Genomic DNA, 10,841 nt, shown 5'->3' with positions numbered 1-10,841 from the left:
CCTCCGGAGACAGAAACGAAACCGATGAACCTGTCCGCGCCCACTGCTTGAGCGTTCGGGAGCGCGCCGCCCGCGCGGCGCGCCTCCCCTGCCGTCACCGAGAAGGCGCGCGGCGCTCGTGACGTGACGAACTGCATCACTCCTCTTCCTCCGCGGCCGACGCCTCCACCCCTGCGCTCGTCTCGACCAGCTCGACGTTCAGGCACAGCGACTGGAGCTCCTTGATGAGCACGTTGAAGCTCTCCGGCAGCCCCGCCTCCAGGGTGTAGTCCCCCTTCACGATGGCCTCGTACATCCGGGTGCGGCCCATCACGTCGTCGCTCTTCACGGTGAGGAACTCCTGCAGCGCGTAGGCCGCGCCGTAGGCCTCCATCGCCCAGACCTCCATCTCGCCGAGCCGCTGCCCGCCGAACTGCGCCTTGCCGCCGAGGGGCTGCTGCGTGACGAGCGAGTAGGGCCCGATAGAGCGAGCGTGGATCTTGTCGTCGACCAGGTGGTGGAGCTTCAGCATGTACATGATGCCCACCGTGACGTTCTGATCGAAGGCGTCGCCCGTGCGCCCGTCGAAGAGGATCGCCTGGCCCGAGGTCGGGAGATCCGCGAGGGCGAGAGCGCCCTTGATGTCCGACTCGTGCGCGCCGTCGAACACCGGCGATCCCATGAAGACGCCATCATCGACCGTCTTGACGAAGCGCTTGACGTCGCCGTCATCGAGGTTGTCGAAGAAGCCGTTCATCGTCTCGTCGCCGGCGTAGATGGCCTTCAGGTGCTCCTTGATCTCGGCGCTCGCCCGCTGCTGCTCGAGCATCCGCTGCAGCTGGTTGCCGAGCTCGAAGGCGCCCCACCCGAGGTGAATCTCGAGGATCTGACCGACGTTCATGCGGCTCGGCACGCCGAGCGGGTTCAGCACGAGATCGACCGGCCTGCCGTCCTGCAGATACGGCATGTCCTCCTCGGGGAGGATGCGGCTGATGACGCCCTTGTTGCCGTGGCGGCCCGCCATCTTGTCGCCGACCTGGAGCTTGCGCTTGATGGCGATATAGACCTTCACCATCTTGATGACGCCCGGCGGCAGCTCGTCGCCCTTGGAGAGGCGATCGATCTTGTCGCGGAAGTGCTCCTCGCGCGTGCGGACGAGCTCCTCGAGGTCGCGCAGGATCTGCTGGACCCGCTCGGCGTCGTCCACGGGGATCTCCCCCCAGTACTTGCGGGGGATCTCGGCGAGCGAGGGCTCGTCGATGATGGCGCCCTTCTGGAAGAGCACCTTGCCCTTGTCGTCGACGAGCTTGCCCGTCGCCTCCTTGCCGAGGAGGAGCTCGCGGATGCGGCGGAAGAACGAGTCGCGGAGGATCTTGATCTCCTCGTCGCGCGTCCGCTCGATCCTGGCCCGCTCCTGATCCTCGATGTCCCGCGCGCGGTCGTCCTTCTCGGTCCCCTTGCGCGAGAACACGCGGGCGTTGATGACGATCCCGCCGACTCCGGGCGGCACCTTGAGCGAGCTGTCGCGGACGTCGCCGGCCTTCTCGCCGAAGATCGCCCGGAGCAGCTTCTCCTCGGGCGAGAGCTGGGTCTCGCCCTTCGGCGTGATCTTGCCGACCAGGATGTCGCCCGGCCGCACCTCGGCCCCGATGCGCACGATGCCGGAGTCGTCGAGGTCCTTGAGCGCCTCCTCGCCGACGTTCGGGATGTCGCGGGTGATCTCCTCCTTGCCGAGCTTCGTGTCGCGGGCGACGCACTCGAACTCCTCGATGTGGATCGAGGTGAACACGTCGTCCTTGGCGATGCGCTCCGAGACCAGGATCGAGTCCTCGAAGTTGTAGCCCTGCCACGGCATGAACGCGACGAGCACGTTCTGGCCGAGCGCGAGCTCGCCCATGTCCGTCGACGGGCCGTCGGCGAGCACGTCGCCCTTCTTCACCACCTCGCCCGTCCTGACGACCGGCTTCTGCGTGTAGCAGGTCGACTGGTTCGAGCGCTGGAACTTCATGAGGTGGTAGATATCGGGCACCTCGGCGCCCTCGCCCTCGGCGCGGACGACGATGCGCGTCGCATCGACGCTCTCGACGACCCCGGGGCGCCGCGCGATGACGCAGACGCCGGAGTCGCGGGCGAGCCGCTCCTCCATGCCGGTGCCGACGAGCGGCGCGTGCGACTGCACGAGGGGCACGGCCTGACGCTGCATGTTGGCGCCCATGAGCGCGCGGTTCGCGTCGTCGTGCTCGAGGAAGGGCACGAGCGCGGCGGCGACCGACACCATCTGGTTCGGCGCGACGTCCATCAGCTCGACCATCTCGGGCGTGACGATCTTGAACTCGCCGTTGTAGCGGGCCGAGACCAGCGACTCCTTGAAGCGACCGCCCTCGTCGAGGTTCACGGTCGCCTGCGCGATGTACTTGCCCTCCTCTTCGAGCGCGGAGAGCCAGATCACGTCCTCCGTCACCCGGCCGTTCTCGACCTTCCGGTACGGCGTCTCGACGAACCCGAACTCGTTCACGCGGGCGAACGTCGACAGCGAGGCGATGAGGCCGATGTTCGGACCTTCCGGCGTCTCGATGGGGCAGATACGGCCGTAGTGGGTCGCGTGGACGTCGCGCACCTCGAACCCGGCGCGCTCGCGGGTCAGGCCGCCCGGGCCGAGCGCCGAGAGGCGGCGCTTGTGGGTGACCTCCGAGAGCGGGTTGGTCTGGTCCATGAACTGCGAGAGCTGGGAGCTCCCGAAGTACTCCTTCACGACCGCGCTGACCGGCTTCGCGTTGATCAGATCGTGGGGCATGAGCGTGTCGATCTCCTGCGACATGCTCATGCGCTCCTTGATCGCGCGCTCCATGCGGACGAGGCCGATGCGGTACTGATTCTCCATCAGCTCGCCGACCGCGCGCACGCGGCGGTTGCCGAGGTGATCGATGTCGTCGACCGAGCCGCGCCCGTTCTTGAGCTCGATCAGGTGACGCACGGTCTCCAGGATGTCCTGCGGCGTGAGCACCGTGAGATCGAGCCCCGGCCGCTCGTCCTCGGGGACATCCCGGTAGAACTTGTAGTTCAGCTTCAGCCGGCCGACCTTCGACAGGTCATAACGCTCGGCGTTGAAGAACAGGTTGTGGAACAGGGTCTTGGCGGTCTCGAGCGTCGGCGGATCGCCCGGCCGCAGCCGCCGGTAGATCTCCAGGATCGAGTCCTCCATCGTCTTCACCTTGTCGGTGAGCAGCGTGTCGCGGAGGTACGAGCCGACGTTCAGGCCGTCGATGAAGAGGATGCGGAACTGCTCGATGTTCGCGTCGCGCAGCCGCTCGAGCTTCGCCTCGGTGAGCTCCTCGTTCACCTCGACCACGACCTCGCCGGTCTCCGGGTCGACGATGTCGTGCGCCGCGACCTTCCCGACGAGCTCCTCCGGCTCGAGGCTGAGCCGCTCGAGCTTCGCCTCCTTCATCTTCCGGATGGCGGCGCGGGTGAACTTGGTGTTCTTCTTGACGATGACGTCGTTGCCGATCTTGATGTCGCGCGTCGTCCGCTGGCCGGCGAGGAGATCGTACTCGATGCTCTTCGCGTACTTGCCACCCTTCTCGAGGTACACGGTCTCGGTCGAGTAGAAGTAGTTCAGCAGGTCCTGCGTCGAGTACCCGAGCGCGCGCAGAAGCACCGTCGCGTGCATCTTCCGCCGGCGATCGATGCGAACATAGATGATGTCCTTCGGGTCGAACTCGAAGTCGAGCCACGAGCCGCGGTACGGGATCACGCGCGCGGAGTAGAGCAGCTTGCCGCTCGAGTGCGTCTTGCCCTTGTCGTGGTCGAAGAAGACGCCGGGGCTACGGTGCAGCTGGCTGACGACGACGCGCTCGGTGCCGTTGATGATGAACGTGCCCGTCTCGGTCATCAGCGGGAGCTCGCCGAAGTAGACCTCCTGCTCCTTGATGTCGCGCACGATCCGCTCCCCGCCGTCGCGGGTGTCGTAGATCATCAGCTGGTTCGTGACCTTGATCGGCGCCGAGTAGGTCATACCGCGCTGGCGGCACTCATCGACGTCGTACTTCGGCGGCTCGAGGTTGTACGAGACGAAGACGAGCTCGCTCGTGCCGTTGAAGTCTTTGATCGGGAAGACCGAGCGGAACACCGCCTGCAGCCCGACCTCCTCCCGCTCGTTCGGCGGAACGCTCATCTGGAGGAATTTGTCGTAGCTCGACTTCTGGATGTCGATCAGGTTGGGGACGTCGATGATGCGACGAACGCGACCCAGGTTCTTACGGACGCGGAAGTTGGATTGGACGACCGACGGCATCGATTTCCTCCGGCTCACACGAGCAGTGCGGGGCGGGCGCACGGCTCGAACCGAGCAACGAACACGAAGCTACGCACGAATGGCGAGCGAGCGTCCCCAGGGAATGAGGACCCAAAACATCTTGGTTGTGGGGGCAGAGCGGACCGCGTGGCGACCCATTGAGCTCCGACGTTGGCCGAGGACCCGCACCCGCGGTCCTCTTCAGGATTGACCGAGGACCCGTACTCGCGGCCCTCTTCAGCGTTGCGCGAGGGCCCGCAAACGCGGTCCCGTTCATCAGACAAAAGCGGGACGTGCGGCAGGGACGACCGCCCCTGCCGCCGTCCGCCGGCGGATCCCGATTTCCCTTGCAGGGAGCGGTGATCGTTACTTGAGCTCGACGGTAGCACCTGCCTCGACGAGCTTCTTCTTCATCTCCTCCGCGTCCGCCTTGGAAACCTGCTCCTTGACGGTCTTCGGCGCGGCCTCGACCAGGTCCTTCGCCTCCTTCAGGCCCAGACCGGTGATCTCGCGGATCGCCTTGATGACGCCGATCTTGTTGCTGCCCGCGTTCGCGAGGATGACGTCGAACTCGGTCTGCTCCGGGGCCTTCTCGGCCGGAGCGGCGGTCGAGGGACCAGCGGCGACGGCGACGGCCGCGGGGGCAGCCTTGACGCCCCACTTGTTCTCGAGGTCCTTGATGAGCTCGGCGATCTGGATGACAGGGAGGTTGGAGAGGTAATCGACGACCTGCTCGCGCGTGATCTCAGCCATTGCAAGACTCCTTCAAACTCTTCTGCGCGCCCCGCGGAGGGGCCCATGTAAACCAAAACCAGACGGGCGCAAGGCCCAATTGATACGAAAGCACCCTCTCAGGCCTGCTTGCCCGCTTCCTCTTCCTTCGCCTTCAGGAGATAGGCGAAATTCTGGAGAGGCGCGTTGAGCTGCTGCACGAACTGCTGGAGCGGCGCCTGCAGCGTCGCGAGCAGCGTGGCACGAAGCTCATCCTTGCCGGGCATCGTCGCGAGCTGCGTCTCGACGGCATCCCCCGAGAGGATCTGCCCCTCGATGAGCCCCGCCTTGACCTGCAGCTTCTGGTTGTCCTTGCGGAACGCCTTGACGACCTTGGCTGCCGCGCTCGGATCCTCGTAGCTCCAGGCCACGCCGGTCATGCCGGTCAGGCTCTTCGCGAGGGTCTTCGCCCAGGGGTGCTCCTTGATGGCGTGGCGGACGAGCGTGTTCTTCACGACCCGGTACTCCACGCCGGACTTCCGGAACTCATCGCGAAGCTTGGTGACCGCTTCGACGTTCATCCCCTTGAAATCCAGGAAGACCGCGGAAGACATCCGCTCGAACTTCTGCCGGACGGAGCCGATCAGCACTTCCTTCTGGGACCGTTCCATGGGCTACGCCTCCTCCGTCTTGCCGATGAAATGGACCGGGTCGATGCGAACCCCGGGGCCCATCGTCGAAGACAGCGTGATGCTCCGGAGGTAGATGCCCTTGGCCGTCGCCGGCTTGGCCCGGACGAGCGCCTGGATCAGCGCGTCCGCGTTCACATGGAGCGCGTTCTCCGCGAAGGAGACCTTGCCGATCCGCGCGTGCACGATGCCCGCCTTCTCGACACGGTACTCCACCTTGCCGGCCTTCGCCTCCGAGACGGCCGTCTTCACGTCGAACGTCACGGTCCCGACCTTCGGGTTCGGCATCAGGCCGCGCGGACCGAGGATACGGCCGAGCTTGCCCACCAGACCCATCATGTCCGGCGTGGCGATCACGCGATCGAAGTCCATGAAGCCTTCCTGGACCTTGTTCACGAGATCCGCCTCGCCGACGAAGTCGGCGCCGGCCGCCTCGGCCTCCTTGGCCTTCTCGCCCTTGGCGAACACCAGGACCCGAAGCGACTGCCCCGTCCCATGCGGGAGCACGACGGCGCCACGGACCATCTGGTCAGCGTGCCGCGGGTTGACACCCAGCCGGACCGCGAGGTCCACTGTCTCGTCGAACTTGGCGGGCGCCGCTTGTTTCACGAGCGCGCACGCCTCCTGCAATGTGTACTTTCGAGCGCGGTCGACGACTGCCCGCGCTGCGACTTTCTTCTTGGCGACTTTCGGCACATGCCCTCCTTCTTAACGGCTCTCGCCTCCCACGGTGCGCCTTAAACTACCGTGGTAAGTCTTGCTTCTGGCCCGCTGAACGCCCCTCTCGGGCGCCCGGCGCGGCGGGGCGCATCCCCGACGGCGGGGAGCGCCACGACCACCTCAGTCGACGACGTCGATGCCCATCGAGCGCGCCGTGCCCGCCATGCTGCGCATCGCGGACTCGAGGTTCGTCGTGTTCATGTCCTGCATCTTGAGCTGGGCAAGCTCCTGCAGCTGCTTCTGCGTGACCTTGCCCACCTTGACCTTGTTGGGCTCCTTGGAGCCCGCGCCCGGCTTCTTCTTCGTCTCGAGCCCCGCCGCCTTCTTGAGGAGCACGGAGGCCGGCGGCGTCTTCATGATGAACGTGAACGAGCGGTCCGAGTAGACCGTGATCACCACCGGGATGATCATGTCCCCCTGCGCCGCCGTCCGCGAGTTGAAGTCCTTGCAGAACGCCATGATGTTGACGCCGTGCTGGCCGAGCGCCGGACCGACGGGGGGCGACGGGTTGGCCTTGCCCGCCGGAAGCTGCAGCTTCACATACCCTGTGACTTTCTTCGCCATGATGAATCTCGCACCCTATCGAACCGCCGCCCGACGGGCGGTCTACTATTCAGAGAAACAGCGAAGCACCGCGGAGGCGCGGTGCTCGCCCGCAGGTTTGCAGCCGTCCGTTCCTGGCTAGCGCTTCTCCACGGCTGAGAAGTCGAGCTCAACGCTGGTGGGTCGGCCGAAGATGCTCACCTTCACCTTGAGCTTCTGCTTGTCCATCTTGACGTCATCGACCGTGCCGGTGAAGTTCGCGAAGGCGCCATCGAGGACCCGCACCTCCTCACCCACCTCGAACGTGAGCCGCGGCTTGGGCTTGACCGCCCCTTCGACGATCCCCCGCCGGAGATTGTCGATCTGAACGATCGGGACCTCCTGCGGCGTCTGGTTGCCGATGAAGCCGGTCACCTTGGGCGTGTCCTTGACCAGGTGCCAGACCTGCTCGTTCATCTCCATCTCCACGAAGATGTAGCCGGGCAGACTGAGCTTCTGACGAACGCGGGTCTTACCGCCGGGACGGTTCTCCGTGACGGTCTCGCTCGGGATGAGGATCTCGCCGAACCGATCCTCCAGGCTGTACTGTTTCACGCGCTGCTGGAGCGCGTCGCGCACCTTCGCCTCGTATCCCGAGTAGGTATGGATGACGTACCACTTCTTGGCCATGGCGCTTGATTCCCTCAGGGTCTCCCTGCTTCAGCTTCCATCGCCGTAAACGATGTTGGTCACGAATGCCCAGAAGCGGTCGAGCAGCGCCAGGTAGAGGGTCGCCACGGTGGTCGTCGCGATGACGACGAACGTCGCATTCGTCACCTCTTTCTTGGTCGGCCACTTCACCTTCGCCAGCTCGGCGGCGACCTCGTCGCTCCAGGCGCGAAGCTCGGCGTTGCGGAACGCGCGCAACACGACGACCAGCGCGACGACGCCGCCGACGATCATGCCGTACGTCGTCTTGTCGTCGTCACCCACCGCGGAGAGCGCCGGCAGCGCCCGGCTGAACCAGTCCTTGTTGGCGAGGGTCGCCCAGACGCCATGGACGACCTTGCCGAGCAGGTAGGCAAGCAGCATCCCCGCGGCGAAGAAGCCGGCGAGCACATAGCGCTCCGAGCCGAGCTGAGTGGCCGCGACCTCCTCGTCCTCGGCCTCATCGGCGTCGTTCGATTCATCGGCACGCGGCGCCTCGGCGTCCTTCGCGTCAGCAGCCCCCGTCCCCTCGCTCTGCGCCACGAGGGACGAGTCCTCGGCAGGCGAGCTCGGTCCGGATTCTTCCGGCTCCTCGTCCTCCGCGACCTTCGTCGGCGGCTTGTCTTTTTGACCCTTCGCCATAACAACACCAAACGCGCCGAACCGCGGCAGACAAAGGCCTGCTCGGTGAGGATCCAGGGGCGGCCCTGAGGCGCCCACATCCCCCGGCAGGGGCAGAGAGGCTCGAACTCCCGACCTGCGGATTTGGAATCCGCTGCTCTACCAACTGAGCTATACCCCTAGAATCGCTGCGCCTTCCTGAGCACTCGTTCACTTCGTCTCGTCGTGAACCGTGTGCTTCTTGCACTGCTTGCAGAACTTCTTGAGCGACACCACCTGGTCCGGTGCCTTCGTGGTCTTGTAGTTCCGCGACTTGCACTCGCTGCAGGCCAGTGAGACGGCGATGCGCGCCGCACGCCACCCACCGGCCTGCTCGCCCACGTCGGCCTCCTACGCGAGGATCTTGGTGACGACGCCGGCGCCCACCGTCTTGCCGCCCTCGCGGATGGCGAAGCGCATCTGCTCCTCCAGCGCGACCGGGGCGATGAGCTCGATCGTCATCGTGATGTTGTCGCCCGGCATCACCATCTTCACCCCCTCGGGGAGGTTCACCGTGCCGGTCACGTCCGTCGTCCGGATGTAGAACTGCGGCCGGTAGTTGGTGAAGAACGGCGTGTGGCGCCCGCCCTCCTCCTTCTTGAGGACGTACACCTCACCGGTGAACTTCGTGTGCGGCGTGATCGATCCGGGCTTCGCCAGCACCTGGCCGCGCTCGATCTCTTCCTTCTCCACGCCGCGGAGCAGACACCCGACGTTGTCGCCCGCCTGCCCCTGATCGAGCAGCTTGCGGAACATCTCGACGCCGGTCACGACCGACTTCTTCGTGTCCTTGAAGCCGATGATCTGCACCTCGTCGCCGACCTTGATCACGCCGCGCTCGATGCGGCCCGTGGCCACCGTGCCGCGGCCCTTGATCGAGAACACGTCCTCGATCGCCATCAGGAACGGCTTGTCGATGTCGCGCACCGGCTCGGGGATGTAGCTGTCCAGCGCGCTGAGCAGCTGCTGGATCGTCTCCTCCCACTTCGGGTCGCCCTGGAGCGCGGGCAGCGACGCGCCGCGGACCACCGGCGCGTTGTCCCCGTCGAACTTGTACTTCGACAGGAGCTCGCGGACCTCCATCTCGACAAGGTCGAGCATCTCCGGGTCGTCCACCGCGTCGCACTTGTTGAGGAACACGACGATGTGGTTCAGGCCGACCTGCCGGGCGAGCAGCACGTGCTCGCGCGTCTGCGGCATCACGCTGTCGAGCGACGACACGACGAGGATCGCCCCGTCCATCTGCGCCGCGCCGGTGATCATGTTCTTGATGTAGTCGGCGTGCCCGGGGCAGTCGACGTGCGCGTAGTGGCGGTTCGCCGACTCGTACTCGACGTGCGCCGCCGCGATGGTCACCGTCTTGGTCTCGTCACGGACCGTCCCGCCCTTCGCGATGTCGGCGTACGAGATCGCCTTCGCCAGGTTGCGCTTCGACTGCACCTTGACGAGCGCCGCGGTGAGCGTGGTCTTGCCGTGGTCGATGTGGCCGATGGTGCCCACGTTCACGTGCGGCTTCGTACGAGTGAATTTCTCCTTGGCCATCGAGATGTCTCCTGCCGAAATGAAGTTCGCGGCTGCGTTTCGCTGTCCTGGCTGGAGCCCACCATCGGGATTGAACCGACGACCTCGTCCTTACCAAGGACGTGCTCTGCCAACTGAGCTAGGTGGGCAAACGACCGACCACGGAGCGGGCGACCGGGTTCGAACCGGCGACGTTCAGCTTGGAAGGCTGACGCTCTACCAACTGAGCTACGCCCGCGGGCTTCCGTCGAGAGTGATCCCGGCGGATCTATATCCTGGTCGAACCGCTTTCGGAGCGAAAGGACGCTCCGGTGGAGGGTGATGGATTCGAACCATCGTAGGCATTGCCGGCAGATTTACAGTCTGCTCCCTTTGGCCGCTCGGGCAACCCTCCAGATTTTCTCTATTTATCGGATCTTGCCGATTTTGTCTCTGCCCTGACCTCCCGAACCGCCAATCTGTTGCCTTGCATCGGAGCTGACGAGGGGACTTGAACCCCTAACCCCCTGCTTACAAGGCAGGTGCTCTACCGATTGAGCTACGCCAGCGGCATCCACCCGCTGCCCGTCCCCGGGCTCCGGGAAACGTGCGTGCTGACCTAGCGAAATGTCCCAAGACCGATCACTTCTGTGCGAGCAATCAACTCCCGGCCCTGCTGGACCGCCTGCCTGCGCGGTTCGGAGTGTGCCGACCGGGCTGGACCGCAGCGAGGTGAAGCTGTTGGTGCCGCTCACGTCGCTCCGAAGGTAGACGAGTCCCGCGAAGGGAGGAGGCTCTTAGCCCCCTGCAAGAGACGTGTCAAGCGGTGTGCATCGTTTTCGTCCGTTTCGCTGGAATCGGCTGCGAGAGCGCGGTCTGACCGCGTGGTCGAGCTGGGCGGTCCAGAGCACCGGCGTCCTCCGACGGCGCCGATCTCGCTCGAGCGCTCCCGATTTTCAAGTGCGGACGTCGGCGGACGTCGAATAGAACGATCCCGCGGAGCGCCGCGGCGAGGCGCGCGCGGGGGTCGCCTGGGCCACGTGCCCCGCGCCGAACGC

The 10,841-nt window shown here is 65.5% G+C and carries 9 protein-coding genes and 5 tRNA genes; all 14 read right to left on the bottom strand.

Annotation, left to right across the window (positions count from 1 at the left end):
• Window positions 1-136 precede the first annotated feature (136 nt).
• The 14 genes from rpoB to WME97_RS02155 all read right to left on the bottom strand — a co-directional run bounded on the left by rpoB (window position 137) and on the right by WME97_RS02155 (window position 10,352).
• The gene (gene rpoB / locus WME97_RS02220; protein WP_437549106.1) at window positions 137-4,273 is read right to left on the bottom strand and encodes a DNA-directed RNA polymerase subunit beta; all 4,137 of its coding nucleotides are present in this window, start codon (window positions 4,271-4,273) and stop codon (window positions 137-139) included.
• 366 nt (window positions 4,274-4,639) lie between these two features.
• Window positions 4,640-5,026, bottom strand: coding sequence for a 50S ribosomal protein L7/L12 (rplL, locus tag WME97_RS02215; RefSeq protein ID WP_437531319.1), 387 nt, complete (start codon window positions 5,024-5,026; stop codon window positions 4,640-4,642).
• 98 nt (window positions 5,027-5,124) lie between these two features.
• The gene (gene rplJ / locus WME97_RS02210) at window positions 5,125-5,655 is read right to left on the bottom strand and encodes a 50S ribosomal protein L10 (RefSeq protein WP_437549104.1); all 531 of its coding nucleotides are present in this window, start codon (window positions 5,653-5,655) and stop codon (window positions 5,125-5,127) included.
• Window positions 5,656-5,658: 3 nt separating this feature from the next.
• Window positions 5,659-6,369, bottom strand: a complete 711-nt coding sequence (gene rplA, locus WME97_RS02205; protein WP_272097521.1) for a 50S ribosomal protein L1 — start codon at window positions 6,367-6,369, stop codon at window positions 5,659-5,661.
• Between the two features lie 144 nt (window positions 6,370-6,513).
• Entirely contained in the window at window positions 6,514-6,957 is a 444-nt protein-coding gene (gene rplK / locus WME97_RS02200) for a 50S ribosomal protein L11 (protein ID WP_272097520.1), read from the bottom strand.
• Window positions 6,958-7,074: 117 nt separating this feature from the next.
• Window positions 7,075-7,605 carry a transcription termination/antitermination protein NusG gene (nusG, locus tag WME97_RS02195; RefSeq protein ID WP_012233040.1) on the bottom strand — a complete coding sequence of 177 codons (531 nt, stop codon included), beginning with the start codon at window positions 7,603-7,605 and terminating at the stop codon, window positions 7,075-7,077.
• 30 nt (window positions 7,606-7,635) lie between these two features.
• The gene (gene secE / locus WME97_RS02190) at window positions 7,636-8,265 is read right to left on the bottom strand and encodes a preprotein translocase subunit SecE (protein ID WP_437549101.1); all 630 of its coding nucleotides are present in this window, start codon (window positions 8,263-8,265) and stop codon (window positions 7,636-7,638) included.
• 87 nt (window positions 8,266-8,352) lie between these two features.
• A tRNA-Trp gene (locus tag WME97_RS02185) sits at window positions 8,353-8,425 on the bottom strand.
• A 29-nt stretch (window positions 8,426-8,454) separates the two neighbouring features.
• The gene (rpmG, locus tag WME97_RS02180; protein WP_437531315.1) at window positions 8,455-8,625 is read right to left on the bottom strand and encodes a 50S ribosomal protein L33; all 171 of its coding nucleotides are present in this window, start codon (window positions 8,623-8,625) and stop codon (window positions 8,455-8,457) included.
• 9 nt (window positions 8,626-8,634) lie between these two features.
• Window positions 8,635-9,825: an elongation factor Tu gene (gene tuf, locus WME97_RS02175; protein WP_012233037.1), complete on the bottom strand. Its 1,191-nt coding sequence runs from the start codon at window positions 9,823-9,825 to the stop codon at window positions 8,635-8,637.
• Window positions 9,826-9,877: 52 nt separating this feature from the next.
• A tRNA-Thr gene (locus WME97_RS02170) sits at window positions 9,878-9,953 on the bottom strand.
• A 16-nt stretch (window positions 9,954-9,969) separates the two neighbouring features.
• Window positions 9,970-10,042 (bottom strand) — tRNA-Gly (locus WME97_RS02165).
• A 74-nt stretch (window positions 10,043-10,116) separates the two neighbouring features.
• A tRNA-Tyr gene (locus WME97_RS02160) sits at window positions 10,117-10,198 on the bottom strand.
• 81 nt (window positions 10,199-10,279) lie between these two features.
• Window positions 10,280-10,352: transfer RNA gene (locus WME97_RS02155), tRNA-Thr, on the bottom strand.
• Between the last annotated feature and the right edge of the window lie 489 nt (window positions 10,353-10,841).

This window comes from Sorangium sp. So ce367 (genome assembly GCF_051520455.1).
In the GTDB taxonomy this organism is placed as follows: Bacteria; Myxococcota_A; Polyangia; order Polyangiales; family Polyangiaceae; genus Sorangium; species Sorangium cellulosum_B.
The sequence above is the reverse complement of the archived record's forward strand: the minus strand, read 5'-3'. Positions and strand labels throughout refer to the sequence as shown.

What these genes read in the sequence shown, in the direction of transcription:
- tuf (WP_012233037.1), bottom strand. Translation starts at nt 9,825, where the DNA reads ATGGCCAAGGAGAAATTCACTCGTACGAAGCCGCACGTGAACGTGGGC.
- rplL (WP_437531319.1), bottom strand. Translation starts at nt 5,026, where the DNA reads ATGGCTGAGATCACGCGCGAGCAGGTCGTCGATTACCTCTCCAACCTC.
- rplJ (WP_437549104.1), bottom strand. Translation starts at nt 5,655, where the DNA reads ATGGAACGGTCCCAGAAGGAAGTGCTGATCGGCTCCGTCCGGCAGAAG.
- rplK (WP_272097520.1), bottom strand. Translation starts at nt 6,957, where the DNA reads ATGGCGAAGAAAGTCACAGGGTATGTGAAGCTGCAGCTTCCGGCGGGC.
- nusG (WP_012233040.1), bottom strand. Translation starts at nt 7,605, where the DNA reads ATGGCCAAGAAGTGGTACGTCATCCATACCTACTCGGGATACGAGGCG.
- secE (WP_437549101.1), bottom strand. Translation starts at nt 8,265, where the DNA reads ATGGCGAAGGGTCAAAAAGACAAGCCGCCGACGAAGGTCGCGGAGGAC.
- rpoB (WP_437549106.1), bottom strand. Translation starts at nt 4,273, where the DNA reads ATGCCGTCGGTCGTCCAATCCAACTTCCGCGTCCGTAAGAACCTGGGT.